27 protein-coding genes are annotated in these 26,408 nt (G+C 62.3%); 17 read left to right on the forward strand and 10 right to left on the reverse strand.

The genetic code is table 11. From position 1 onward, the window contains the following. Positions 1-23: 23 nt before the first annotated feature. A complete protein-coding gene (locus E3T29_RS15835; RefSeq protein ID WP_134346505.1) occupies positions 24-281 on the reverse strand; it encodes a hypothetical protein in 258 nt (85 codons plus the stop codon). Between the two features lie 52 nt (positions 282-333). Here E3T29_RS15835 and E3T29_RS15840 point away from each other — a divergent pair, with 52 nt between their 5' ends. Then, complete coding sequence (locus E3T29_RS15840; protein ID WP_134346506.1) at positions 334-582, forward strand: hypothetical protein; 249 nt, start codon at positions 334-336, stop codon at positions 580-582. Next, positions 582-818, forward strand: a complete 237-nt coding sequence (locus E3T29_RS15845) for a hypothetical protein (protein ID WP_134346507.1) — start codon at positions 582-584, stop codon at positions 816-818. The genes E3T29_RS15840 and E3T29_RS15845 overlap by 1 nt, the downstream gene beginning before the upstream one ends. A gap of 192 nt (positions 819-1,010) precedes the next feature. Here the strand turns inward: E3T29_RS15845 and E3T29_RS15850 are convergent, their stop codons facing one another. The 3 genes from E3T29_RS15850 to E3T29_RS15860 form a co-directional block, all read right to left on the reverse strand. Then, entirely contained in the window at positions 1,011-1,538 is a 528-nt protein-coding gene (locus E3T29_RS15850) for a hypothetical protein (RefSeq protein WP_134346508.1), read from the reverse strand. Beyond that, the gene (locus E3T29_RS15855) at positions 1,535-1,882 is read right to left on the reverse strand and encodes a hypothetical protein (protein WP_134346509.1); all 348 of its coding nucleotides are present in this window, start codon (positions 1,880-1,882) and stop codon (positions 1,535-1,537) included. Before E3T29_RS15855 ends, E3T29_RS15850 begins: the two co-directional genes overlap by 4 nt. Before the next feature lie 151 nt (positions 1,883-2,033). Next, complete coding sequence (locus E3T29_RS15860) at positions 2,034-2,675, reverse strand: DUF2637 domain-containing protein (RefSeq protein WP_166792433.1); 642 nt, start codon at positions 2,673-2,675, stop codon at positions 2,034-2,036. A gap of 447 nt (positions 2,676-3,122) precedes the next feature. Here E3T29_RS15860 and E3T29_RS15865 point away from each other — a divergent pair, with 447 nt between their 5' ends. Continuing rightward, a complete protein-coding gene (locus E3T29_RS15865) occupies positions 3,123-4,454 on the forward strand; it encodes a hypothetical protein (RefSeq protein WP_134346511.1) in 1,332 nt (443 codons plus the stop codon). A 121-nt stretch (positions 4,455-4,575) separates the two neighbouring features. Continuing rightward, positions 4,576-5,328: a hypothetical protein gene (locus tag E3T29_RS15870; protein ID WP_134346512.1), complete on the forward strand. Its 753-nt coding sequence runs from the start codon at positions 4,576-4,578 to the stop codon at positions 5,326-5,328. Positions 5,329-5,506: 178 nt separating this feature from the next. On the opposite strand, the gene E3T29_RS15875 is transcribed toward E3T29_RS15870, so the two are convergent. Beyond that, complete coding sequence (locus tag E3T29_RS15875) at positions 5,507-7,561, reverse strand: hypothetical protein (protein ID WP_134346513.1); 2,055 nt, start codon at positions 7,559-7,561, stop codon at positions 5,507-5,509. Positions 7,562-7,909: 348 nt separating this feature from the next. Between E3T29_RS15875 and E3T29_RS15880 the strand changes: the two genes are divergently transcribed. The 7 genes from E3T29_RS15880 to E3T29_RS15910 all read left to right on the forward strand — a co-directional run bounded on the left by E3T29_RS15880 (position 7,910) and on the right by E3T29_RS15910 (position 13,778). Continuing rightward, complete coding sequence (locus E3T29_RS15880) at positions 7,910-8,593, forward strand: J domain-containing protein (protein ID WP_174776435.1); 684 nt, start codon at positions 7,910-7,912, stop codon at positions 8,591-8,593. A gap of 171 nt (positions 8,594-8,764) precedes the next feature. Continuing rightward, a complete protein-coding gene (locus tag E3T29_RS15885; RefSeq protein WP_134346515.1) occupies positions 8,765-8,959 on the forward strand; it encodes a hypothetical protein in 195 nt (64 codons plus the stop codon). A 164-nt stretch (positions 8,960-9,123) separates the two neighbouring features. Then, on the forward strand, positions 9,124-9,399 hold the full coding sequence (locus tag E3T29_RS15890) for a hypothetical protein (RefSeq protein ID WP_134346516.1): 276 nt from the start codon (positions 9,124-9,126) through the stop codon (positions 9,397-9,399). Next, positions 9,399-11,813, forward strand: coding sequence for an FtsK/SpoIIIE domain-containing protein (locus E3T29_RS15895; RefSeq protein WP_134346517.1), 2,415 nt, complete (start codon positions 9,399-9,401; stop codon positions 11,811-11,813). The genes E3T29_RS15890 and E3T29_RS15895 overlap by 1 nt, the downstream gene beginning before the upstream one ends. A gap of 15 nt (positions 11,814-11,828) precedes the next feature. Further along, on the forward strand, positions 11,829-12,485 hold the full coding sequence (locus E3T29_RS15900) for a hypothetical protein (RefSeq protein ID WP_134346518.1): 657 nt from the start codon (positions 11,829-11,831) through the stop codon (positions 12,483-12,485). A gap of 33 nt (positions 12,486-12,518) precedes the next feature. Continuing rightward, complete coding sequence (locus tag E3T29_RS15905) at positions 12,519-13,097, forward strand: hypothetical protein (RefSeq protein WP_134346519.1); 579 nt, start codon at positions 12,519-12,521, stop codon at positions 13,095-13,097. A gap of 108 nt (positions 13,098-13,205) precedes the next feature. Continuing rightward, positions 13,206-13,778 (forward strand): hypothetical protein, encoded by a 573-nt coding sequence (locus E3T29_RS15910; protein WP_134346520.1) that lies wholly within the window; start codon positions 13,206-13,208, stop codon positions 13,776-13,778. 78 nt (positions 13,779-13,856) lie between these two features. Here E3T29_RS15910 and E3T29_RS15915 read toward each other — a convergent pair whose 3' ends face one another. The 5 genes from E3T29_RS15915 to E3T29_RS19755 form a co-directional block, all read right to left on the reverse strand. Beyond that, complete coding sequence (locus tag E3T29_RS15915) at positions 13,857-14,540, reverse strand: hypothetical protein (protein WP_134346521.1); 684 nt, start codon at positions 14,538-14,540, stop codon at positions 13,857-13,859. A 160-nt stretch (positions 14,541-14,700) separates the two neighbouring features. Beyond that, a complete protein-coding gene (locus tag E3T29_RS15920; protein ID WP_134346522.1) occupies positions 14,701-15,702 on the reverse strand; it encodes a hypothetical protein in 1,002 nt (333 codons plus the stop codon). A 149-nt stretch (positions 15,703-15,851) separates the two neighbouring features. Beyond that, positions 15,852-16,583 carry a hypothetical protein gene (locus E3T29_RS15925; protein ID WP_134346523.1) on the reverse strand — a complete coding sequence of 244 codons (732 nt, stop codon included), beginning with the start codon at positions 16,581-16,583 and terminating at the stop codon, positions 15,852-15,854. A gap of 281 nt (positions 16,584-16,864) precedes the next feature. After that, a complete protein-coding gene (locus E3T29_RS15930; RefSeq protein ID WP_166792434.1) occupies positions 16,865-18,439 on the reverse strand; it encodes a hypothetical protein in 1,575 nt (524 codons plus the stop codon). A 77-nt stretch (positions 18,440-18,516) separates the two neighbouring features. Next, the gene (locus E3T29_RS19755; protein WP_166792435.1) at positions 18,517-19,014 is read right to left on the reverse strand and encodes a hypothetical protein; all 498 of its coding nucleotides are present in this window, start codon (positions 19,012-19,014) and stop codon (positions 18,517-18,519) included. Positions 19,015-19,171: 157 nt separating this feature from the next. On the opposite strand from E3T29_RS19755, the gene E3T29_RS15940 reads away from it, so the two are divergent. From E3T29_RS15940 to E3T29_RS15965, 6 genes are all read left to right on the forward strand, one after another. After that, entirely contained in the window at positions 19,172-19,468 is a 297-nt protein-coding gene (locus E3T29_RS15940) for a hypothetical protein (RefSeq protein ID WP_134346526.1), read from the forward strand. 1,188 nt (positions 19,469-20,656) lie between these two features. Continuing rightward, the gene (locus tag E3T29_RS15945; RefSeq protein ID WP_134346527.1) at positions 20,657-23,047 is read left to right on the forward strand and encodes a hypothetical protein; all 2,391 of its coding nucleotides are present in this window, start codon (positions 20,657-20,659) and stop codon (positions 23,045-23,047) included. A 3-nt stretch (positions 23,048-23,050) separates the two neighbouring features. After that, positions 23,051-24,529: a DNA polymerase gene (locus tag E3T29_RS15950; protein ID WP_134346528.1), complete on the forward strand. Its 1,479-nt coding sequence runs from the start codon at positions 23,051-23,053 to the stop codon at positions 24,527-24,529. A 208-nt stretch (positions 24,530-24,737) separates the two neighbouring features. Then, positions 24,738-25,793, forward strand: coding sequence for a hypothetical protein (locus tag E3T29_RS15955; protein ID WP_134346529.1), 1,056 nt, complete (start codon positions 24,738-24,740; stop codon positions 25,791-25,793). 84 nt (positions 25,794-25,877) lie between these two features. Beyond that, complete coding sequence (locus E3T29_RS15960) at positions 25,878-26,063, forward strand: hypothetical protein (protein ID WP_134346530.1); 186 nt, start codon at positions 25,878-25,880, stop codon at positions 26,061-26,063. Continuing rightward, positions 26,060-26,392, forward strand: coding sequence for a hypothetical protein (locus tag E3T29_RS15965; protein ID WP_134346531.1), 333 nt, complete (start codon positions 26,060-26,062; stop codon positions 26,390-26,392). Before E3T29_RS15960 ends, E3T29_RS15965 begins: the two co-directional genes overlap by 4 nt. Positions 26,393-26,408 lie beyond the last annotated feature (16 nt).

Genomic DNA, 26,408 nt, shown 5'->3' on the forward strand with positions numbered 1-26,408 from the left:
GCGGCACTCCGCCACCTACCTTCTCATTCTTCGTCCGCCACCAACTCGCGGTATCGCTGCTCAAAAAGCGCGAGCAGCGCATTAATCTCGTCAGCCGTCTCCAAGTACGTGTCCCGAGAATCCCGCCAAACATCGGCGATCTGGTTGACGGCCACCTCATATGTGATCAGTTCCTCGTAAGCGCTGCGCGCATAGAAAGCCACCAGTCTGTTGGCAGCACCTCGCAGCCTGTGGATTGCGATATCCGTCGTACGGTAACAGGGGCTATCTGAATCGCTCATGCTCACCTCATGCGCGGCATCCCACCGCCGGAGCGCCGCGCATGACCTGTCCATGACCAACCCACCCCCTCCCAGCACTCCGGGCCGTTACACGACCAGCCGCGCGGTGACCGTAACCAAAGCCCTTGACGAACGTGTGGCCGAAGGTGAGCGGTGGACGGACGGCGATCCTCGGTACGGCCTCACCCAGGCGACGGCGACACGCGAGCAGGCCGCCGAGCTATTGGCTGGCGTCGTGTTCGCGCTTGCGATTGACGTGTGCGAAGAATACATGGTCCTCCTCACGCTGCGCGAGGAGTGATGAGCCGGCGGTCGGCTAACCCGGTCGTCGTCTACGACGCGATGCGTGAAGCAGCGACCCGGTTGATGGGCGTCTACCGCCGCCAGCTCACGATCGGCGGAGTCGAAGACCCAGCCATGATCCAGATGCGTGCGGTGCTCGCCGCCGTCGAAGCCGTCGACCCGCATGACGCCGAGGCTCAGCGGGCGGCTACGGACGAGTTTCGAGCCCGGTATGCGGAGCTGCGCGGGGAGTAGGGCGGGGTGGCTGGATCAGTGTGAGTGGCTGGATCCACGCGGCTGGCAGGAGCAGAACGGTGGGGGTTGTAATGCGGCCGGCAGGAGTAACGGACCGGGGACCGTCACGAAAAGCTTTCGTGACGGTCGGGCTTTCCGGGTGACATGCCGGCCGGGGTACCCGTGTTTCGCGCTAACCGCGTCCTGCCCGCTTCACGCGGCCCTCCCCAATACGTTTCGGACCTCAGCGAGACTGACCAGGCTTCCGTGGCGCTTCGGGTCTTTTTGCCGGCTCCACATCTCCGCATGCTGGGATGCGTGGACCTCTTCTGCACTGGGTTCTCGCCCCAGCTCGCCGTGCAACCGATCGATGACCTGAGGTATGCGTGCAAGGCGGCGCTCAATTGCCACGACCCCGGACAGCGGTGTGACTGCGGCCGATTTGAACCACTTGCTGATCATCTTGTTCAAGACGGCTCCAAGATATTTATCCCAATCGGGATTCTTAGGCGCCAAGCGCCCCGTGGCGACGTCGCCGAGCAGCCGGGTGACGATAACCGCCGCTTCCCCCTGAACATCGTCAAGATGGGTGTACCCACCATCTGCGTTTGCTCGACACCATTTCTTGGCCCGGCGCTTAATGACCGGCAACAGGCTCAAAATAATCGCGTCGCGAGCACCGCTCCGCTCGCCTATGGGGAGCGCCATCATCCGGCTGACGGCACCGTTTACGCGGATCATCGGGCTGGCCCGAGAAGTTCGCTGTCCGCGTGAAGCGTGGCCCGGATTGAGAGCCGGTTCTTCGCCTCATCGCGGATGGCACCCACCCGGTATTCGCTGATCCCGAGCTCAGAGGCGAGGCTCCGCAGGGTGCGAATGTCCCGGTCCTCGAAACCGAAGAGCCCCCGTATGACGACCTGCTCCTCGGCCGTCAGAGTGCTGACAATCTCGTTTATGCCTCGCGCTCGAATATCGGACACTTCCCGGTCCACCATGATGTCCTCGGGAGAGGGCGCTGTGCCGGGTTCCCGATACCGTGGTTGGCCGGTTTCCGTGATGTCATCGAGTGAGGCGAGGTAGAGCATGGTGTGATCCTTCGGTAGCTGAGCCGCCTGGTTGGCTGCTTCACTACATAGATGGGCTGGGCTGCGCACTTTTTTGACCCCAGTTCGGGGGGTCATTTTGCATCGTCAGAAAACGCCAGTCCGAGGGTCACTCCCTATCCCGCGGCCATCACTATGCCGTGGCTGCATCTCTGCCAGCCTTGACGCGAGCGGCGCTCACACTGAATTTTGTAGCCAAGCTCTTGATGGTCGGCAGGGGGCCATCAGCCAACGCGTACTCCGCCTGGATCTGCAGATCAAGGTCACGATCAGTAGTCGACCGGCCACGCGCCGCAGCCGGTTGTGCGGCGACCGCAGGACCGGAGTTCGCGAGCCGTGTTTTGGCGGCCGCTAGCTCAGCGGAATCTGTCGTCTCAGCGACGAGGATGCGGAGGAGACCATCGGTAGCCGTCAGCACGCCCAGCGGGAACAGGGTGCTGACGACAGCCAGGCCGATCTGCACCGGAAGCCCAGCATCCTTGGAGACCTCGAAGCCATGCCAGACGTTGAGTCCAATACTCGCCAGCGTCCACCCCCACATGAGCGCCCACTGCCGACCTTGCGCGCTGCGGAACCATGGCACTCGTGCACCGGGTGCCTGGGTGCCCTCGCGATCGCGGATGACAACGAGGGCGAGTGCGCTGGTCAGGATGAAGCTGTCGACGCCAGCCGGCAGCAACCAGACCATCCATCCGCTGAGGTGCATGAGCTCGGCAATGGCGACTTGAGCGGAAAACGAGAGCATGAAGCTGGCGGTCATCGCCAGGACAGTCACGAAAGTAGTAAGAGCAATAAAGCCAATAGAACGTGGTGAAAATTGGCGCGCCACGCTCCGAGATCCTGAGCTGCTGAAGCCTGTGTTAAAAGATGCCATGAGATTTCCGCCTCCGCAGATAAGTGATCCGACACCACCTGTGTGCGCGGCGCCAGCCCGCAGGACTGAAACCGGCAGCCCACCACCGCAGCACCCGCTGGCCGCCACCCTCAAGCGGCCCCGCACTTCACCAGCAACAACACCCAGGTCACCGCAGAGCACCACACCCAGATTCATAAGAGCGGCGGTTCGAACACCTGGCCGGGAAACGGGGAGATAAGAGGCGCGAAGCGCCGGTTTCCACTGCTCCTCTCCTCGCCGCGCACATAAGAGATATCCACTTCGCGGGTGCGCGTCGGCTCCGCCGCCCGCCCCGCGAATAGATCCCTATGTATGAGGAGATTTAGCATGGCCGTATTCTTCACCGAAACCCCGGACCTATCCCAGACCGAACCAATCAACCTGACTGCGCTTCTGCGTCCCCAACTCTTTTCTAAGAACGGTTCACCAGATGTCGAGCCAACGATTCTTCGATGCCTGACCGCAGCTCTCACCCATGACCTTTCACCGGCCCTATGCCGTCGTTGGCTCATTGCAAATGCTGAACCCTTGATCGTCACTGCTTGCTCCACAAACCCTCGTTGGTTCCGTCTGGTCGCCGCCTGCCGCGAGTACCTCGATTCCCAAAATTCGGAGAAGGGGGCGCAGGCACGCCGTTTCGAAGTCGCGCGGCGAATGGTCGCCCGGGTAACACAGCCGCTGCCCGCCGGGCGGCTCTCATGGCAGCGCGAGGTCAACGTCCGCGTCGCACTCGCGACCATGACAATGCGCCAGCTCGAGCAAGGCTTCGTCAGCGTTCTCGTTTCCGGCGGCTGGCTCGCGCTTCGAATGAATCTCGCTCGGCCCTCCGCCACTCACGTATTGAAGACACTGGAGAAGGACTTGCATTGGACGCGCCGTGTTGGCGCCCGTCACGGCGCACTCCAATGGAAGTTGCCGGCACTCAGCGGGCCGACAGGTGCGGAGCTGCGCGACCGCGCGTGGGAGCACGCCGCGACCATCGACGCACTGGCCAGCGGCAACTACAGCCAGCACCCTCTGGCCCAGGTCCTGGCCTCGGTCGCCCACCCGGCGTGGTCGTACTCACAGGGGTTGGCCGCAGAGGGATCCGAGAAGGTCGTCCGCATCCTCGGTCCCCGCGCCTGGGTCGCCCTGGTCCATGAACGTGCCGGCCTCCCGGAAGAGCAGGGCCTCGGCCTAACCAAGGGCGCGGTCCGCAAGACGAAGAAGCTTCTCTTCGCCGAGCTGCCGGAGGCTTTCGACACTGACGCCGATCTCGTAGCTGCGCTCGACACCAAAGCCCTGGCCACCGGCGCCATCGTTTACCGGGCGGAGAAAGCGCGAATCTGGGCGATCGAAACGAAGGAGACCGCTCGGCTGCTTGCCGAGTTCAAGGAGATGCGCGCTGCACGGGTTGTTGCGCGCCGCGCTGTCGGCGCCGTGCTTCGCAAAGCAGAGCACAACGAGGGAGTTCTCGGGCCGATCCCATACGATGTCGGTGCACTTCCAGCCTGGGCATCGGCTGCGGCCGCGCACTTCAACGGAGCGGTCGATCACCTTGGCGACCGTGAGCTCCTTCCGTTCGCCAGGGAGATGCTGGCAGAGCACGTTGCGGCTCGCGGGCATGATTCAGCAAAGGCCGAGAAGGTCGCTGGCTTCGTTTTTCGGGTCGCAGCATGATCCGCGAAATCCGCCGCACACGTAGTTACTGTGTGGCTGATCCCTCGCCGCGACCGCTGCTCGTGCCTCCTGCCGGGCAGCGGTCGTGCACACCCCCCTCCGATGACTTCGGACCCCGCCAATGACCGTGGCTGTCCCCGTTCGCTCAACAGGCGTCACCACCGCCGCCGGATCCAGCCGCAGCACGCAGCGAATCAAGTGGAACAAGCCTGCTGCCACCTTCACCGATCTTCCGGCCGCCGCACGGAGCGCGGCACCGGCACCCGGCGTTCTGGCGGAGGCTGTTGTGACGCTCCGTGGTGCGACCCGAGAATCAGGCCGGCTGATCCAGACGAGGCTCGGTTTTCGCGCCTACGCGGATCATGTTGTCGTTGTCACGGTCACCCGCCAGCTGCGCGCTCGGGCCGATGGCAGGCTGGCGCCGGTCGGGGAGTGGACGGTTGCCGAGGCTGTGACGCACAAGATTGCTGCGGGGACCGTGGCCGTGCACCAGACCGCGACGGTAGCCGCGGGTGCAGTTGGCCCGACTGTCGGTGGTTTGGCCGCTGTCGCACCGGGCCGCTCAGCTGCGGATGCCCTCGACGCCGAGAGCTACCTGCCGCCGAGCATCCGCCAGGACTTCGTGGCCGCGGTGCCGGGCCCGAGAACGCACATCGGGAATCTCCTCCGTTGGCCCACTACCCCTACAGCCCATCAGGAAGTACGTGTCCTGCGTCTGGCCGCGGGCAAAGCCGTGGTCGTTGCAGCCGACCGCCCCGATCGACATGAAGCCGTCTGGACCGTCACGAAATGGAGCTATGACTTGGCTTCCTCATACGCCGGGTCGAAAAGCCTGCCGACCCGTACCTCTTCACGGACCATTTGGCCGAAATAAAAGCGGCCTGCCTGCGGCCTTGCCGCAACGGTCACCGCCACGTTCATCACCCCGGCCATCGAACAGGGAGAAGGGGGCCGTGGTCTGCCGGTCACCCGCTGCCCCGTTATAACGCCGGCCGTCGTCACGTTGCTCATCCCGGCTACCGGACAGCGGGCGGCGAGCTCGGTAGGTCGCGTCAGGAAGTCAGTCCCTTTCGCGGAACTTTGACTCTATCGCCCAGCCAGAGGCGCCCGTCAGCTGCACCTGACTGATGCGCTTCAATCCATACGGGATGGCGCTCACCGGACGACGGGTAAAACTGCAGGCGTAGATGCCGGCGGACGATCCAGCGTTTCTCCGCTTTCCGGCCGCTCCTTTTTGAGGGCTCGCGTTCGTGCGTTTCGCCAGGCGCGTAGATCAAGGAGACGTGATCGGAGGGGCCGTCCTCGTCGTTGGCTGGGCTTCGCAGCGGGCGGCCGGGGGGAGCGGCTTTGTGCGGTCGTTGGGCGGGAATCGGACGGTCGGTGGTGTCTGACGATGGCGGCCGTCGCATTGCCCGAGCTATCGCCGCAACAAGGGCGAGTGCCTGATCGCCGCTCTCGCCTTGGACGGAGCCGACTTCGGCTGCGGCCACAGGCGGATGTTCTAGGAGCCCAGCGCGGATGTCTGCTATCGAGAGCAGTGCCGCGGTCAGCTCACGAGCTCCGTGACTCCAGAGGAGAATCCGGCCTCCAGGTCGGCCATCGGTCTTGCTCAGGAGGGCAAACCCGGTCGTCGACGGCAGCTCGTAATCCTCAGGTATCGGGATTCGATGGTCAATGTCGTCCTCGACAGTGAGGGTGGCAGCGGGCGAGAGATAGTAGAACTGCCGATCCCGAAGCGCGTCGTTGATGATGTTTGTAAACGGAAGCCGGCGGTTGAGCACGTGTCTGGGCAGATTGGTTAGGAGCTCACGCGTCAAGACTGGGTCTCTGAATACCCCGTGCGCTTCAGAGTAGAGCTTGACTGCAGGCCCGGGGCGATCGGGGTTCCGCTGTCCAGGGCGGCTGTTGTGCTCGCTTGCTCGGCGCTCTCGGTTGAACGTATCAATCGTTCGCTCATCTTGCGAGGGTCGGGTGAGTAGAAGGAGATAGTCGGCAATTTCTGGTACCCCGGTGGCTTCCAAATTTAGGGGAAACGCTGCGTTGCTTGTGAACTTCTCAGGTATGAAATCCCGGAGCACGGCGATCACACCAGTCAGGCTGGTGTCGTAGTAACCGGTGAAGTCCCGTTTGCGGATGGGGGAGAGCTGATCCATCACCTGCACAATATTTGACCCCGCCTCGAACTCTTGGCGCACGGTTCGGCCGTTGAGGAGGACAACTTTTAGGTGATCGGGTGTGACCGTCCAGCCACGTGAACCAAATGCCCGGCACATCGCGGGGATGTGGGCTTGATCATCTCTGAGCCCCGCGTGTATCCACTTCTCGCGTTCCTGTTTGCTGATTCCGTGAAAAGTCCACCGGGTGTCGCTGCGGGCGACAATGGCCCGCCGGGCGTTCCTCCGCGCTTGTTCGTCGCTAATCGCGGGCACCGGCGGTGCGCTGTTCACTCTCCGCCGATGCCCGCGTTCATCTCGTTCCGCCGACTCGCGGTCCGCTCTCGCTCTTCCCTTTCGCGCAATTTCCTCTATCCGAGCGGCCACCTCCGCCGCGCGGGGCTTGCCGAGTTCGATTGAGGCGGCATGCTTCTCGATATCTTCTTGCCTACGTTTGGCGATTGCGTCGACTTCTTCTTGTCTGCGTCTGGCGAATGCGCCAGCCGCCACTTGAAGGGCTTCTTTTTTCGCCCCAGCAAGTCGTGCCTTCCTGTTCGCGTCGAGGATAACGCGGGCGGCACGGAGCGCCTTCTGCTCTTCCCTGCCAGCGTCTCGAGCAGCTTGTTGGGAGGCGAGCAAAGCACGCTGCTCTGCACGTGCGGCACGAACTAAGCGTTCAGCTTCGGCGATCTCAGCGGGTGTAGCTGGCGGTGGTGGCGGTTGCTTGAACGCGATGAATGGCTCAGTGGCATCCCATCGTTTTCCGGGCGGTGCTGGGACGGGGTACGGGGTCGACCGTATTGGTGCCGGAGTCGGGCTGTGTGCGGGCATGATAGGCCGCGGCACCTGTTCGACATGGCCTTCAGCGATTAGCCGGGCGCGCACTCGCCGCGCCACCGGCGGCTCGATCGAGCTGGTCGGGCCTTTCAGAAACTGGCCGTCTTCTTTGAGCATTCGGAGAACGACTTTCCACTCAAGGCCGAAGGCACTCGCGATCTCATGAACTCTCGGTTTTGGTGCCACCAGATTCTCCCCATCCCCTACCCCGTGCTTCACTTCGATCCTATTGGGCCGCTCCGACGTCACCGCCGACCAGCACTCCGTCACGCCCCGCCGGGTAACCCCCGGCCTGCCTCCGGCTCCGCCGTCGACGAGAAGGCCACCGGGTTGTGTGGACCGTCATCTGGCGTCGCTGAACATAACCTTCAAACTCCACCACCACCGCCTGGCCGTGGATCGGGCCGAGTTTCGGAGCGCCCTTGGGTTTTCGCTGTTGGGGCGGGCGCCGCGCACATACGGGGTATGAAGACGACCTACTACGAGACTCTGAGCGTCGCGCCTGATGCGGCCGCCGAGGAGATCAAGAGCGCATATCGCCGGCTAATTCGGGCGTATCACCCGGACGCGGTCGGCGCCCGCGGGACGGAGATGACGCAGCGGCTGAACGCGGCCAACGATGTACTCAGGTCAGTGGAGCGGCGGGCGGCTTACGACCGGGAGCTGGCGGACTTGCGGGAGCCGGTTGTGGTTGAGCCCAAGTTCGTGCCTTCGCCGTACTCGGAGCCAGTCAGCGTCTCGGTGCCCCAGACGGCCACTACCCCGGCCAGAGACGCGGTCTGGTCGGCGGCCCGGTATACGGGGTTGCGGCGTGCTTGGTGGGTGGCGGTCGCCGGGCTCCTTGGTGCCGCGGTAGCCCTGCTAATTCTGCCACCCAGCAACTGGATTTTGCTGACGTTCACGGTGATCCTGGCCGCGGCGATCGTCGCCCTACGTCAGCGGTTGACGGTGTGGTGTGTCGTGGTGGTCGGGGTCGCTACGGTCACCTGGCCTCTCGCCGTTGGCGACGTCTTGTTTTTCCCTGCGTGGCTCGCTGACGCAGGATGGGCCGCCACACTCGCCCAGTCGCTCCTCGGTCCGCTGGCCCTAACCGTGAACCGACTTCGAGGATCTCTGGCCGTTCTCCAGGCCGACCGACCGCGCGTCTAAAAGTGGGTTTCCGCTGTCGGCCTCGGCGCCGCGCACATAAAGGGTATGAACTCCCACACGAAAAACTCACATAAGCTCACCGCTCGCCTGATTGGTGACGACACCTTCTCTGTTGAGACCAGCCGCACGAAGCAAACGTTGCCTTACGTCCTCCGTTGGACTCTGCGTTCCATGAGCCTCTCGGGTGCCTTCGGCGGTGCCGAGATCACCGAGATTCGCCCGGGCATCCTCGCGGTTCACGTTGAGGACTGCGAGGTGGTCGACGCATGGTTCCTCGAAACCTTGCTCTCGAGCCTGGCGGTTCGGTGGGCGTTGGTCCACGGACTGTCGATCTCCGACGTCGATCTTGACGTTCGCGGGGCTTGAGCGTGCAACGGTTCGCCAAAGATTCGGTGAAAACCATCGTGATCGCCGCCATCACCCTCACTATCTGCCTCTCGCTCGCCACGAGCTGGGGCTGGATGTAGCCGGGTTTCGGGGGTCGCCGCGCGCGCCGCACACATACACAGAGAGAAAGAAAGTTTGGGATCATGATCAGCACCGAATACCGCGGCGTCATCTCGGTTTGCGTCAACGATTTTGGCGGGCACCAGGAACTCTTGGAGATCCACGCGATACCGCGTGGCCCCGTCGATATCTTGGACGCTGACCTGACAGCGGCCGACATCGGCCGTCGCGGTCCGATCGCAGATGCGGTCACCGCTCACGGTGTTTACGCGGAGGTTCCCGCGTGCGGCGTCAAGCACGTCATCGCATCCCTCGTTGCAACAGGCTGGACGGTTTTCCACGACGGCGGGCTCAACTGATGGCCGCCTCACCAACCGCTCGCCGGGCCGGGCGCCACGTGCTTCAGATGGTTTTGCGTTCCGTGAAAAGATTCCTGGCTTTGGTGCCGGTCATCCGATACGACGGCATGGGGCCGGGAGCTGCCGGGTATCCGAGCAAGTTTGATCTGCAGGCGAGCCTTTTTATCTGGGTCGCTGTGCTGCCGTTCTTGGTTGTTGGAGCTGGCGCGATTAATCCTTGGGCCTACCTGGGGCTCATACCGCTGCTGCCGGCGGGGGCATATTTCGCGGCGAGACGATCGGCTGCCGCGCTCAACAGCGAGCCTCTGCGTCGTCGGGAGTGGGCGACTCGGTTCGCCGGGATGGTGAAAGCTACGCCGGCGACGGTCGAGGGTGGGGCGCCGAAAGTGCGAAGGTCCTTCTATGCGATTGCGGTCGCCGTCGTTCTGCTGGGTTTCGGTGCGGCGCTGCCTTGGCTCGTGAACGGGGCGTTTGCCGGTGAGCTGTCGTGGCTTCAGCCGTTCGCATCCAAATGGGCTCTCGTCTCATGGGCTGGATACGCCATCATGCTCGTCGTCAGCTGGATGGTCGGCCGGGCATACGGCCGCGAAGGCTCAGATGCTCGGCAGGTCGAAGCGCTCTGGACAGCGCAGGTCGCAAAGATTCTGGACGTGAGTGTCTCCGACTTTGTGGCCGGGTCAGGCGCTCTCGCCTGGAGCCGCGACCAAGAGAGCCTGACGGTCACCGTCCCAGTCGCCGCCAGAACGAGGTTGAAGGGAATCGATTTAAGGTGCGAATTAATCGCACCGGGCTGGTGTGTCGCCTCCGCCGGCTACGACATCGTCGAACTCGTGCGAGTGGAGAACCGGCCCGAAGTCATGCTCGGCCGCCAAGCGATGGCTGCTTCTGATGGCCTGGTTGTCGGCGTTGAAGACCTTCCAGACAGCGAGCTGCGCCCCCACGCCGCCAGCTGGGCGCTCAACCCCGATATCCGCGTCACCGTGGACCGGATCAGTTTCCTCGCCGCTGAGCAGGGCTCTCAGGTCGTCGAGTGGAGTGAGTGGAAGCGCGAAGCTATCATCGCAAAACTTTCCCCACGCGTCGTTCAGGTCCGTGGCCGTCTGGCCGAACTCTTGAACTGCGCACCGCACGCCATCGAACTTTCGATCACCATGCACCCGACCGCGCATCGTATCGAAACGGTAAGCATCATGCGCGCACCAAGCCTTGGTGTCGACTCGGAGAAACGACTCACGCTCTGGAAGAACCTGATTGCTGCTATCCCCGGTGGCTCAAACGGCTGGCGGATTGACGACGATGCGGTGACCGGTCGTGTTGTGCTCACGTACGGTGACCGACTTGCTCTCCGTCCGAGTGTGGCGATGGCTGAGATGTTGCCTGAGTCATTGGATCCCGAGGACTGGGCACGCTTGCCGCTGGGTGTCGGCCCCGATGGCGAGATCGTGAGCATCAACCTCAAAGCCGGCCCCCACACGATCGTCGCCGGCCCGACCGGGTCCGGCAAGACGGTCGCCCTCCTACAAATCATGGCCTCTGCTGTCGCCCGTGGCCACCAGGTCGTACTAATCGACCCAACCAAGGGCGGGCTGGACTTCCTGCAGATCCGTCGATGGACCGTTGCTTGGGCAACCGAAAGCCTCGAAGCAGCGCAGGCGGCAATGGAAGCAATCTATGCGGAAGTCGGGCGTCGCAAAGCGATTCTCCAAAAGCACGGCGAGGTGAAATGGAGTGACCTTTCGCCGGAGATTCGTGAACGTGAAAACGTTTACCCAGTGCTCATCGTCATTGACGAATTCGGGAGTCTCGTCCTCGGTGAAGACGTGCCGAAGGGGCTGCCAAAAGATAGCCCGTATGTCGTAGAAGCCGAGACGAAGAACGCTGCGAAATCCATCATCCGCACGCTCACCGGGCGCATCGCACGTGAAGCCCGGTTCGCCGGCCTCCACCTGGCTCTCGGTATTCAGCGCCCGGACGCCGCCATTCTCGGCGGCGAGCTGCGGAGCAACCTGACCAGCGCCGTGCAACTCGCTCCGCCGGGCAAGCCCATCTCTCGAGAAGCTATGACCATGCTCATCCCCGGTGACGCCGCGGCAATCGCGTCACAGACCCTCGCTGATCTTGACGACGGGCGGTCGCCAGGACTAGCCGTGGTCGCGGCCGACGGTGGCGGTGTTGCCGGCTTCCGCGTGGCATACGCGCCAGCTCGCGAGATCCCTGTGCTCCTCGAACGTTTGGGGGCACCGATCCCCGCACGGTGGACGATCGCCGCACCTGTCGCTGCGCCAGTGTTCGGGGTTCGGAAACCGAAGACCGGGGAGCCGGAGATCGTCGACCTCGGCACCGTCGTCGTCGATTTCGATTTCGAAGCCGCCGAGCCCGTGGTCACCGCTTGTCCATTCTCATTCGACGACTAACCAAAGGAATCACACATGCAGTTCATCATCCCGGCCGCCATTCTCGCCGTAGCCACCGCCCTTACACTGCAGCCCTGGCGCTGGCTGTGGCAAGCCAGATTGCTCGCGGCATTCCTGCCCTTCGCGGGCGCGGCACTGCTCCCAATGACCGGCGGACCGCTCGTGGGAATCGCACTCATCGTAGCCACCGGCTGGTTCAGCGTCCGTGTGTTCCAAGCCTTGATGCCCGTGTCGATCGCTCAGTTCGCCGCCGACATCAAACCACGTTCTGAGGGCAGCATCATCCGACCGATATTCCAAGGATTTGTGTGCCGGGTGCTGCTGATCGCCCTCCTCTTTCGCTCCGACGATGAACGAGGGAAGACAAAAGAGCAAGCCAAGGAAGCTGGCCGTGAGCAACGGAACCGCCTCCGTGAAGGCATCCGCGAGAGCCGGAAAGCCCTCCCCGCAGCTCTCGCCTGGCGCCGCTCACACTGGGCAGGGTTCGCCACGGTCGTCGGCGTCTGGGCTTTGCTCACCGTCACCCACCTCGGCGACCTAGCCTCCGTCATCCTGCTCGCGATCCCAGCAGCTCTTTTGACCGTCGCCCTCGTCGAGTATCGGCGAGTGGAACCCGTTCAGGTGGTGCCGCGAGGCCGTCGTGCAGCCGTCATCAAGACCATCGAAAACTAGGAGACAGAGATTATGGATAACGAAGAGCTTGAAATGACAGATCAGACGACGGGCGGCCGTGGCCCTCGGAAGGTGCGCGGCGATCGTGGTGCGGGCGGTGAGAAGGTGACACGGGTTCGCGCGCCTGTCATGCTAGCCGCCGGTTTCGTCGCAGGGGTCCTAATCACTGCGCTCCTCAGCTCGGGCATCGGGCAGGGGGTTGTGGGGGCGGTGGCCTCCATCGCCAAACCGGCGGCGACCGCTGAAGCCCCTGTGGAGCCTCAGGGACCTTCAGCCGAGGAGCTGGCCGCCGAGGCCGCAAACGCCGCTCTGGTCGCAGCTGTGGCCGCTAGTGGCATGACGATAACGCCGGCCATCGACGGACATCTGGCCGTCGTCACTGGGCACGCGAGCGTGACGTGCACCAGCTACGCCTGGGTCCGCTTCAACGTCGCCGGGCCCGGCATTGTTACGGTCACCACAGATGGCGCCACAGTTACTGGCGAGGGCGTGGCCAGCGGCTCACAAATGCTTTCGGAGGCCGGAACTGCCACGGCGTCGTTCTCTGCTGAGGGTGGGCTGCCCGTACTCACATGGGAGGCCGGCGAGCGAGGCGGTTGCGTACTGGGCTGAGCGTGAGCATGACAAAGCCCCTGGTGCCGATGGTGCCAGGGGCTTTTGGCTGCCCCGCAGTCACTATCCTAGAATCCGTAATCTTACGGAAATGGGGAAGAGGGTGCTGTGAAGAACTTGGAGATCGTCTGGCGGACGTTGGCCGACGCCGCCGTCACAGACGACAAACGGCGCTGGTCTGGCATTCGAGAACTCGCAGAAGACAGCGGCGTGCCGCTGTCAACCACCCACCAGTCGCTCCGCCGCCTTTACACGATCGGCGCTCTCCGCCCGAACCACGGCCAAGGGTTCAGCGTCATCAATCCAGAGAAAATTCTCACCCTTCTCGCCGCTGCCCGCGATCTTGGCGACGATCGGATCGGGTCCACGACTTGGGCGGGTGCAGAGGATCTGGCGGCGAAGGTTCGGGTTGTTGTCGGCGGCACCGACGCGGCTGTCGCGATCCTTGGCTGTAATACGGTCGCCGACCTCGGCCAGCGGATCGTCTACACGGCCGACCCGATCGACGCCCTGCCGGTGGGGGACGAGGTGCTCGTGCTCCGGCAAGACGCGACGGCCGCGGCCACGGGTTCCCGGCACACCAGCGTCGCGCAGACGTACGCCGATTTGTTTGCGCAACCAAGGTGGCAGGCGGCCGAATTCCTGGAGGCGCTGCGGCACCAGCTTTTCCCAACCGTGTAACACCGGCGGTCGGGCACGACGAAGCCTCGGCGCGGGATGCGCCGAGGCTATCTGTTCGGGGGTTTAGGTGGGCGACGACTATATGCCAGGAAGCCGGTATCCCATGAAATCGAAGTGGACGTCGTTGAACTCTTTGACCGCAGCCTGCATGAGCTCCCGCTGACCTTCCCACCGGTCGCTGTCGTGCAGCCATTCATGGGGGAGAATGAGGTCACCGTCAGCGTTCCTCTCGCCGTCAGCTTCCGCAGCGTCTTCAGTTTTCTGGCTGTAGTTCTTGGCGATAGCCGCCATCTCGTCGTCGCTGTAGTCAGGCGCCCAGTCATCGAGGTACTCGCGAACCTCCTGGGTTGCGTCACGAATCTGAAGTGCATCAGGTCCGAAACCACCGACAGGCATTCCGTCGTAGCCCGCCCATACCTCGCCGGAGGCCATATCGTCGTCATATCGAGCCTGCTGAGCTGCTTCTTCTGCCCTTAACTCGGCAATATCGGCCGGGTCCATGCTGGCATAGCCAGCACGTAGGTCGGCCACAGCTTCGGGGTTGGCTCGGAGTTTTTCGACGAGCCAGTCCGGCATCGTGTACGGAACTTCGGCCGTAACCGGCTCCACCACCGGCCTCGGCCCCGCACTCGGTGAACCGGGGAGGTTCCTCTCGGCCGGCACGAGGTTCTTATGCCTGATAGCGGTGCTCATACCCCCGCCATTCGGTAACCTGACCGGAACCCTAACAGGGCTGAGCTTGGACGATTTGATTTTTGCCATTGTCGATTTTCCTTCGTTGTGTTGCTGGGTACTGCTTCGGATGACCACCCACGCTCTCGCAGGCTTCGTTCTACTCATGCGCGGCACGCTGCCCGCCACCACCTCAAACCACGACCGCCGGCACGGGGTGCTTGCCGGGGCCGACACTCGCGCAGGGCGCTTAGTAGTCGCGGGCGTCGTAGTGATTCGGGTCGTTGGCCTCGTGATAGACACCTTGTGTGTCATAGCCGTACTGGTTGTGGTGGTCGCGCCATCCGCCACGGTCGTAGCCGCGATTGAAGCCCTCGGCGACGAAACCCGACCGGTCGAATCCGTCTGGGCCCGAGACATCGAAGCTGCTGTCAATTCGGGCCGTTCGTCGGCCGGAGAAGACGTTTCGTCCGTCGACGTCGAACCCGTGACGGTTGAGACCGGACCCGATGTTGAAAAGGGCGTCAGGGTTCTCCTGGTTGTCGCGGTCGTAACCTTCCGCGTCGTAGCCGTCGGAGTTGTAGCCATCCTCGTAGCATCCGGCTGCATCTAAGCCCTGACGGTTAAAGCCCTGACGATTACGGCCGGTGGCCGGGTTGTAGCCTGCCTCATCGTAGAAGTCGAGGTCGGCAGCGCGGATTTTGCCGCGAGCCTCCCACAGGTAGCCTTCGGAAGCCGGGTTGTCTGCGCACATGATGTCGGCGATGAAATTCGGGTCGAAGTTTCCTGACGCGTCGTAATGGCTGAGGTCGAAGCCGCTGATATCAAAACCGTGCACATCACGGCCGCGCATAAGGTTGCCGGCCAAGCCGGGCGCGTAGCCGTATCGTTCAGGAGTGAACGCGGTGCCAGTTGTCGTGTGGATGCCGTCCGCATCGAACCCGTCGACGTCGAGACCATTCTTGTCAACCCGGTAGTAGTCGAACCCGGCCTCGTCGTGTCCGTAGGCTTCGGCTCTGGCTCGCAGGCCGACGATGCTTTGCTGCAAGCGCCTACCGTAGGTCAGGGCCGCCTGGCTGCCTTGGATAATGCTGCCAGCCCCAGCCTGCCTAGGCCCAGCACTTGGCGAACCGGGGAGATTCCTCTCAGCCGGCACCAAATTCATATACCTGATGCCTGTGCCGGCGTCGCCATTGGCCAATTTCACCACACGTCGAACGGCCGTAAGCTTGCTGTTCTTGATTCGTGCCATGTTGATTTCCTTCGTTGTGTTGTTGGGTATTGCTTGGATAAAACCACCCGCTTTCGCAGGCTTCGGGCATATCATGCGCGGCGAATCTCGGCCTGCGACCGAAACGATGACCGCCGGCACGAGGTGCGTGCCGGGGGCTGGTTCGGGGGTTAGGAGGTGGTTGTCTTGCGACGGGCCAGCGTCGCTCTGGCGGCGGCTGCGATCGCAGGAATCGCGTCCTTCGCCAGCAACCGCAGCTCGGCGGTTGTCGACAGAGTGCTCGATGCGCGGTCGGCTCGGTACACAGCCTTGTGGCTCTGTGATTCCCAGCCGATCTCGTCGTGTGGTTCGCGCAGATTGAAGACTTGACGACGAAGGTCCAACGACTGTTGGTCGTCCGGCCACCCTTCGGGCAGGTGGTGATGGTGGGCATCGAGCAGGAGTTCGAGCCGGCGGGCCTCCGTGAGCGCCGCGACCTTCGCCCGGCTGTCGGTGCGGCGCCGGTTCGGGTAGCCGAGGTCCTTGAGCTCTTTGAACTCGGCGGCGGTTATCGGAGTTTCGGGCACCACGGTCTGTAATTCGGTGAGGGCGGCGATCAGGGTGTCGGTGTACGAGCCTTTGGATCCATCGGTCACCCACGCCTCCATGATCGGGTCCAGTGTGGGGTAGCGGTTCTGGAGCGTGTCCGAGGCCAAGGCCTCAGTGAGACGGTGCACAGGGTTTCGGCTGCCGGCGAGGGTCCGCATGATCGTGATCAGCTCACCATCTGTGCGGTCATCGAGCGACTCGGCTTTCGCCTGCTCGATGATCGCGTCCCTCGGGTCGACGGGCTTCGGGCCGGCAGACGGGGCGCCAGAGGCGGTCGTCGGTGTCAGGTTTTTGTAGCGAAGGCCGGTCGTCATTCCGGAAGCGTGACGGATTGGGACGGTCACGGGCGTGAGTTTTGGGTTGTGTTTAGCGATGAGCGTTTCCTTTGAATCGTGGTTGAGTGCTGCGTCGTGGTGCACCCGCTGGCGCGGGCTTTGCTCATGCTCGGCATGAGCAAAAATGTGGGTGGGGGTTTGGTGAGGAAGGGGCGTGACGGTGAGCGGTCCGGGGGTTGGGGAGGGGCGATCCTGCTAGGACCGCCGGAGCGAGGCGCTCCCTAAAGGACGCCCGCCGGCGGCTCCAGCAGATTCAAGGGCTACTGGAAGGTCCCAATCGGTGTTGGGCTGGAATTGCCGGAACCAATGTTGACATCCGACGTCAGGGCTGCTGTTGTTCCATCGAAGGTCCAGAGCTCATAGCCATGGGCCCCGTCGTTTGCTGGGAACAGCACTTGATCGCCGAGGAACAGGCTCCGGCTGAAGTCGGGGTTGGAATCTCCGGCACCGGAGTTGATGTCAGCGACGAGGGTGGACTCGGCATACGACGGGCCGTACTTGATGAGCTCGTTGCCGAACTCACCAATGTTGGCGGCACCGTAGAAAGATCCGTCGATGGTCACCCCTCCGCTGAAAGGGCGGGTGCTGACCAAGTTGAGGCCGGCCGACTCAGAGTAGGAGTACGTCCAATCAGGATTGCTGATGTACAACATGTCGCCTACGACGGTCAGAGGATCGGTCCGGTAGGTCGTCAGGTCGAGAGTCGACGAGGATGTTCCGTCGTAAACATGAATCAGGCCGCCCGAGTGGAAATACAGCTTCTCGTTGTAGATGGTGAACCCATCCACTTGCGTGTCAGCTCCGGGGGTATCAACCGCTTCGGCTGTCGAACCGTCGTACTTCCATAGGTTTTTTATGCCCTCGCTGTTGCTGGCGCTCAGGTAGAGAGCTCGATCAAATTCGACAGCTTCTGAGAGATTCGAGCCTGCTGAACCTGGGTTGATGTCTGCTGCCAGTTCAAACACGTCACCGTCAAAAGACCAGAGCTCGTCACCGTGCTCTACGTCCGACGCTTGGAACAGCAGCGTGCCCTCGAAGACGGTCAGAAGGCTCAGCTTGGAGTTGTCCCTGAGCATGGAGTCGTCGCCAGTCATCTCAGCCATCTCCACATCGTTCGGGTCGTAGGTTGGCGAGAACTGCTTCGCGATCTTTGACTCCGTCCCGTTGTACTCCCAGATCTGCTTGCCAATGCCGTCGAGACCGTCAGCGGTGAAGTAGAGGTTGCCGTTATACATCTGCGAGGTGGAGTAGCCGTCGAAGTTGGCGCCGACCGGGTCTTCTTTCGTGGTCACACCATCCTCGGAGTACGAGTACATGAACGTGTCTGTGCCATCAAAGGCGGTGAACAGAGCACGTTCTATGCCGACGTTGGCGATCTCAGGGAACACCTTTTCGTTGGTGTCCGCATCCACGCACGATGTTTCAGGGGCAGCCGCCCACGGAAGGATGACAGCGACGGTCGGGTTTGTCGATTCAGTCCAGAAAGTCTTGCCGCTGTCCGATTGGACGGCCGAAACGAAGCAGCTGCGTTCGTCGTTCACAGTCGTCTTCACCGCGTCGTCTGAACTCTCGCTCGGCGCGGGGGCCACAGCCGCACCAAACCGACCGGCTCCGGCGCCGCGTGCTGAGAGTGTTGGGGTGCCTTCGAGGTACCCCTGATCCACGAGCTCCTGCGAGGTCAGATACCCGCCGGTCTGGACGAATGCCACAGACTCAGCAGTTCTCGTCGAGTCGAGGTTTGCCTTGGCTGCTGTATCCTGCGACCACGGAATCACTGCGAACACAGTTGCGGCGATCGTCCCAGCGATTACGCCAGCGACTATGACGCCGACCATGATTGAGGCCAGGTCGATCGCACCTTCGCAGGTGCGCAGCCGCTGCCCCAATCCCAACCGAGCCCCATTCAAAACCTTCATTTACTGTCTTCCTTTTCGTTTTTCGTATCGGCCAGCAGGCCGAGGATCCAGGCGGGGGTGGGTTCATCGGGCGTGCAGAGGGGGGTAGTGGTGGGGGCGGAGGTGGAGGGGGCGGTGTAGAGAATAGTGAGGGCGCCGCGTTCGTCGGTGGTGAAGATGACGTCGAATTTGGTCCGGGCTCTGGACGAGGAGTGCTCTTCCGGCCAAGTGGCCTCCACGTACGTTTTCGCGCACACGACCGGGGGGATGGTGAGGGTGGCGTTCACATTGATCGGAGCGCCCCAGTGCTCCGCCGCCCACTGTTCGGCAACGCTCTGGAGGGCGAAAGCTGGGGGAGCGGCTTCGGCGATCGCCGCGGTTTTCGCTTCGGCTGCCGCCTGTTCGTGGAGGCTGATGCCGCCAGTCACCGCCACCGCACCAAAAGCGATGGCCAGGAGGCCATATATGGAAGCGGTGGCAAGCTGCCACGCGCGATATCTCTGCGTTTCTCTCATCGTGTTCCGATCCCTTTAGCCATTTTTCGGCCTCAGTAGGTATGTGTGCGGCAGAAAGGGCGAGGGCTCAAATTGGTCGGAAGAAAGGCGTGGATCTCCTGAAAGTGACCTCAAAAGGCCAAAATAACCCCCGAACTGGGGGTATATGAGAGCGATTTTGACCGATTTGCCGCACACCTATTCAGTAGAAGGAAGCCACCGGCTTCCTCATATGCAAGGGATCAACATCGTGAACGCACTCCAGATGACCGTCGCCGCTATGAAGCAGGATCAAGCGGCGCTTATTAATGCCCCAGCTAGCTCCACCACCAACGAGGAGTACCTGCGGATCACCGCAGCTATCGGCGAATTCGAATACATGATTTCCCAGGGGGAGGTGCTGAACCTGTTCCGAACACGCCAGGTCCGCCGCCACTCACGCCACTTCGGCGGCCGATTTGCGGTTGCGGCGTAGGTGACCGGGGAAGATAGAGGACGACAATCATGAACACGAACATCGCATTGCAGCCCGCACCGGCCACAGCCAACGAGAACCGCGCACGCCAGAGGTTGCAGGAACGCGTACTTGCGCGGTTCGATTTTGGGCCGTGCCCCGGTGGCGGAGATCAGCCGAGCGAGAAGTATTCTCGCGCCATCCACACTTGGCGAGTCCAGGTGGCCGCAGCGATCGACTTCTACGGCTCTGAGGCCGGCCGCGCAGCGTGGGCGGCGGCTGACGAGCGACTCGACGTGGACCTTTTCGATGCTTGGGAGGAAGTGCGACGTCGTCGGAACTTGCGGTCGTATTCAATCGTGCGGGATTCGACGAAGCCCAGTGAGGCGTTGGTTACGGCGTACGGTGCCCGGGTGAAGGCGGCGGGTGGGTGGCCGGTTCGGCCGACGGAACCAGCCAGCTTGAGTTAAACCTGGGTTGAAGTGAGCGGTCCGTGCCTTGGGTGCCGGCCGCTTTTTCGTTTGCGGGCGGGCGATCTTGACGGTCGACGATGACCGTCGGCAGTCTTGTTCGCGACATCTGAATTGAGGGGGTGTCTCAAGCGATGTTGCCGGAGAGCCGCAGACGCCTGCCTAAAGCGTTGTGTTGCAACGTTGGGGCGACTGCTGCAGTCCTCTCTATAGGGGCACTCCCGGCAGCGTGGTAGCGCGCCAGGACCGATCGCGACAGTGGGGTCGGTCGAGAAGCTGTTCGGAAGTTCCAGGTAACGGTGGACCGTAGTGAAATGGTCCGCCAAATGCCGACTGCTTCACCTATCTCGGACTGCTTGAAATACGGATCATCCCGAGATCCCTTTGTTTCGTTGGGACCTACGGCCTATTTCGCTCTTTCACTATTTCAGCGGCTGTGTGGGGTGTACCCATATATGTATGTATGTCTGTTTTTGGAAGAGCATACACATCTCTATGGGTGGGTCACACCTTCCTATTGATATATCTGTTTTATGAAATAGAAAGAGAGAAAGGCCCTACAGCCCAGTAAAACAAAGGGATCCACTATTTCATCCTTACTTCAGATCCGGGCCACTATTTCAGATTTCACCTCTTATTTCAGAATGGTGGTGATTTTCGCCTCTTTTTCGGGTCTGGCCCGGCGCCGTCTATGTACAGGCCTCCACACGTAGAGGCCCACAGGTCCTCGGAGGATCACATGGAATCTGCAGAACTTGCCACGGCAGCGTCGGTCTTAATTACCGAAGGGCACAAAATGCTGGCCGCGCACGTTGAGACGGTTCTGATCGTCGCCGGTGCCACCAGCTGGGAGATGGCCGTCGAAGCGAACGTGGCGGGCACTGTCATCGCAGGGATTCAAAGCCCGGCCGAGTGGATCTCCCAGGTGACAAAAGCCCCGCACCGGGAGTTGGAAGTTCTTGTGCGCCGCGACCGTAAATCGAACGTGGTCTTGGCCTTGGGGGCCACTGAAACCGACTCCGAGGTTTTCGACCAAGCCAAAGCCCTCGCTGCCCACCTTCTCCGCATCGGCGCGGCATCCGTAAAGTTCACCAAGCTCGCCTTCTTCACCCTGGACGCGGTGCTCGCCTCACGCCCGGAATCGGAACAAGGCCCATACCTCGAAGCGCTAATCGCTGACGCCGCCGACAAACTAGGTGCCCGGCCCAAAGCAACCGTCGCCGAGAAGGTCGCACCTGCAAGCATTGCACCAACCGTCGACACGGAGATGGGGCGCACATACATCCCGCGTGGTGACGCGCCCCCGCTCGTCATCATGGAAGCCGCCGCACGTCGACTACGCACCCACTCGGTCATTGACGACCTGCGCGACCCCCGCGGGATCAATGCCGACTTCACTCACGACCTCGAAATTTCGGTGATGACCGCTTCCGGGCTCAGGGTTTACGAGGTACCCGGTGTTCGCGACGCCGACCTGGTTACGCCCCGTAGATGGTTGAACCGAATCCCGCAAGGCACCTCAATCGTCGTTGCGACGGACGCATGGATTGGGAAGGCCATCGATGCTTCAATCCGTGCCCATAGAGCGGACGAGGTCATCGAGAGCCCGGTTCTCAAGCGCACTGGCTGGAAGCAGGTTGACGGCACCTGGGGCTTTCTCACCACGTCCGGATTCATGACGGCACAGGGCCTCACCAACCGGGCGCACTCCCAGCTTGCGACGGCATACAACATGATCGCGCTCAACGACCTCTCCGGTCTCACGGTCGACGATGAGCGAGACGCGGCCGCGAACACGCAGGCCATGGCAGCCGAGCTTACCGACACCAACTTCTGGGCCGGTATGTGGGGCCCGACCATCTGGAGTGCGGCCGGAATGGGCGTCGGTGCCGTCCCCTTCGTCGCTGGTCACCATGGCTGCGGCAAAACAACGATGGTTCAGGGCCTGACTGCGCACATCTCCGCAGCTTTTGCCCCGTCGGGCAAACCGATGGGCGTCATCGACGGGTCGGTCCCGAACGTCGGCCGCATGGGCGCGGGCTTAGATGGACTCATCGTAGCTATTGACGATTCACGGAAGCGCACAACCAGCCACGGTAATGAGGATCAGGAGAAGGCGCTCGAGCGTCTGGTTCGCGCGGGCTATGGCGGCGGTAGCGCTCGTCACTCCGTCTCCATGAAGAACACTCAGACGGGGGAGTGGGAGCTGGGTGTTCCTGATCTGTCATCGCCAACCGTCGTCATGGTGGGCGAGCAAATCCCCGACGCCGAGGAGCTTGACAGCTCCCGAGAACGCTTGTACCCGATCGTCATCGAGCCTGGATTCAACATTTTCCGCTCGGGAAACTCCGAAGTCTACGAATCACTCGCCAACAGCGGCTTGCCTGCCGTCACGTTCGCTGCCTTCCTTCGATGGGCCGCCGCTCGCATCGAGGAGGAGGGAATGGATGCATGGCGTGCCCGCTGGGCCAAGTCCCGCGTCGCCGCAATCGCCTTACTTGAGGACCTTCCGGTTTCCCGACGCGTTCGCGAGGTTGCAGCACTGGTCACGGCCGGGAACCTGATCTGGTTTGAGTACCTGCGGCATCTTGCCGTCATCACGGTCGAGGAGCAGAAGGTGTTGGTCATCGCTGTTCACCACGCGGTCAGGAAGACAGCCCTTTTTCACGGCACGACGAACATGACGAGCGGCGAGAAGCCAAGCTGGGAGCCGCTCCTTGACGCGCTCCGCGCTTCGGTGGCCGGCGGCCAGGCTTATGTCCAGATTGATGGCGCTGCCCCGATGAAGGATCTAAAAGGTCTGGTGATTGCCTTCGACGAGCGTAAGAAGTTGCTCGGCGTTCGGCGTGCTGGTCGCGGTGGCAATGTCGAGTTCCTCGCCTTTCAGGCGCGGGATGCTTCCGCCCTCCTTCGTATGGACCCCCGTCACCGCTCGATTACTGAAAAGGCGATCATCACGGCGTTTGCGCCGGTCGCGATCGTCGACTCGGGTCACAAGCAGAAGTTGGTGCGAATCAACAGCTTGAATGTGAACTGCGTTGCCGTGCCCTGGTCACTGTTCGCACCCTCCGAGACCGAGACCGAGACCGAGACCGAGACCGAGAGCACGACCGAGACCGGGGGGGAGTAGTCGATGACGACCGAAGAATTCCTAGTGGCCGCCTCCGGCCCGCTCGCCATCCGGTTCAGCAACGGCCGCGAGGCCATCCGCTTATACGGCGCCGACGGCCAGGTTTTCACTGCCGTCGGTGTTGAGGAAGGCCTGGATTTGTTCGCCGCGCTGACCGCTGCCGGCCGGTCGGTGTACTCCGAGGATGCGGCGATCATGGACCGCGAGCACGCCACGTTCCTCGCTGCTCTCGGCAACCCACGGATCACTAACGGCCGGGTCCTGGACCTGGCACTGGACCCCGTAAAAGGTAAGGACGCACCAGCGCCAGGATCAGCGCTCGCCTCGCTTATTCGGGCGCACAGCGCTGCTGCACCAACGGCCAAGCGCACTGCCCGGCACGTCGAAACCGAGGACCAGCTGTGGCGGAATGTTGCCCGCCGTGGGTATCGGATTGATCGATTCGCCATGCAGGAGCAACGCCAGATTCGCAATCGTGAGTTGGATACCGTCAAGCGTGAGCTCGGTGTTGACGTCCGAGTTTCGGATGCCCGGAAGTCGCAGTTCCTTGACTGCCTCGGAGTCACCTACACCCGCACGAGTGAGTATGGCTGGTCGCGCCCAAGCGAATGCGATATCACCGACATGCCGCTGATCCACACGGAGGCGTGGGATCGCTACACCAGAGCTCACAGCACTCTGAAGCGGGCGCAGATCCTCGACGGGATCGCTGGAAAGATGACGCAGGAGGGTCGTGTGCACCCGATTTGGCGAACGAACGCTGCGGCTACTGGCCGTATGAGCGGGCAGCTCCCCGGGCTCATGAGCGTGATGAAGGAGCTCAGATTCCTGTTCCTGGCCGAGGAGAATCACGACGTTGTCTCGGTCGACCATTCGAACCAGGAAGGGCGCGTCCTGGCCCGCTTGATCGGCTCGCCGTCGTTCACGAGCAGCGTGCTGGACGGCGACCCGTACGCCGACCTGGCTCTCGCCTCCGGCCAGGAGCGGAAAGCCGCAAAGGTGCAGTTCATCAGCTTCCTCTACGGCCAGAAGCAGGCAACGCTCGCAAAGACAGTTGGTGCCGACCAGGCCGCCGCAACGCACGACGCCATGAAACGCCTCTTTCCGGATGTCGTCGAGTTCTGCGCGGAGCAGACTGAACGCAGCCGCCGTGGCGAAGCCTTGACAACGTTGTGGGGCCGTCCGCTTCCACGTCTTGACGGTCTGACATACAAAACTCGCCACGCGATTGCCACGAACCTGCAGGTGCAGTCTTCGGCTCGTGACGCCTACGGTGTTGCGATCCGCGCGATCGCTGAGTCGGTGGGCCGCGAAGCGTTGTTCATCCCGCTACACGATGAGGCGTTCATCCTCTCGCCGACGGGCCGTTCAGCGGAGTATGCGGCGAAGCTGCTGAAGGCGATGACCGTTGACCTGGGTGAGGGCGTGGTGCTGACCGGCAAGGCGAAGGTCAGCTTCGGCCGTTGGGCGCAGCAGGCCTAGAACTCAACCTCGATTCGTGCCCGGTACCTGAGTGGTGCCGGGCTTTTTGCTGCGCCTAAAACCGAATGTAACAAATCTATAACGCTTTGTTATCGATCGCCGAATTTCAGGTTTTAGGCCCGTTTTCGGCCCCTCTTCGCCGCATGTCTCTTCAGTGAGGGCAAGCCACACACGACAAATTTTGCCCCGATCAGGAGGCATTTTCGTCATGGAACACAAGTTCTCGGTTAGCAACCCGCACCCGCTGGGCACCGAAGCCCACGAGTTCTTTGAACTCGCGGCGAGCATCGCAGCTCGTCGTATCGACCCGTCGTTCGCCGAGGAGCTCGACGCGGCACGCGCCATCGTCGAAGCGGCGGCCACCGTTGAGGCTCGTGCGCATGCGAAGATCGCCGAAAAGGCCGCGAAGAGGGCGCTTGAAGATGCCGAGCTCAGCTTCGAGCACTCCGCAATTCTCGACAGCCGGCACTTGACGTCGAAGAAGTCGACGTTGGGCCGCGAGAACACCAGGGTCTGGGGCAGCGTGCGCGGTCGGGCACTGCTCGAGCTGGGCGCCGAACGGTTTGGGTCGTTTGCCCGCCGGTACGACCTCGACCAGGCAGCAGCCGCAGAGCTCACGATGATGCGCACCGACTTAATTTCGCACATCTGGGAAATCTGGAACTCGGAGGCCTTCCTCGAAGCGAAAACCCCGTGGGGGTACACAAACGAGGTGCTGGGCAAGCGCCTCGGCTACGCCAACAAACTCGACCGCCTACGCACCAGCCACAGCGCAGATGAGCGCACTCCGATGACCGGCGAGGTCCCGGCGGACGGTTCCTACAACCCGATGACCGTGCTTTTCGCGGATAACGGTGGCGAAGCAATTACCAATGCGGAAGACGAAGTTTCGGCTGAAGCAGCCCGACGTTCGGCCGAGGCTGAGCTGGCATTCCGCTCACCGGCGCTGAACCGTGTTGTCGTGCTGCTTATTACCGTCGGCCTGGCGCCTGAGCAGGCATCTGCTCTCGTCGAATATGTCGTCGAGCGGGCGACCGCGGCGACGTCGCCGGTCCGCGCTTATGACGCTGCGGCGCGTGACGCCAAGGTCATCGCCGCCCGCCTCGAGATTCCTGAGGCCCTCTACCGGGCCACCGTCAACCTGGTTCTCGGCAATTCCAGCGGTGATATTGGGGTCATTGAAGCGGAATTACGGGGCATCGACCCGCTGGCCGTGAAGAACATCCTGAAAAACCAAAAGAAACTTTCGGCTTTCGCCCGATAACAGGCTCTTTTTCGGGTGGCGACCGGCGCCGTCTATATAGAGGGGAAATCGCCCCTCCTCAACCCAACAGTCAGAGGAAATTAAATGGCTTACTCAACACCATCGGCTGCGGTCGAGCTCAAAGCTCTCAAGGAGTTGCGCACACTCTTTCAGACCATTCGTGACGACGCTCAGGAGGATCTCTACCCGGTCCTCGTCCAAATTGGCAAACTCGAATACCGGATTGCTGTCGAAGAGGCCGCTGGCCTCACTGGAAGCAGACGGTCATGACCGAGACCACCGTCGTTAATAGCATCAAGTTCTTCCGCAGTTTGCACCGCGTTGTCCGAGACCAGGGCTATTACCGCCGCTATGAGGAGCGGAAAGCAGCGAGATGGGTTTCGTCCGTAAACGAGCTGATTCATTGTGGTTACGGCTGGGCGGTCCTCAACGAGGACGCCTGGGGCGAGCACCGGGTTACCGAGTTCGCCACGAACCACTACGGCGAAGGCCTGTGGGAGGACGACCAGCGAACCCTCGGCACGTGCGATCTCCGCCTACATGGCGACCGGCGCCGAATCCGAAGGGTGGTGCTGCCCCTGCACTTTCCGGCGTATTAGGCCGGGGTCCGAACAT

The organism is Cryobacterium sp. TMT1-66-1 (assembly GCF_004403435.1).
GTDB lineage: Bacteria > Actinomycetota > Actinomycetes > Actinomycetales > Microbacteriaceae > Cryobacterium > Cryobacterium flavum.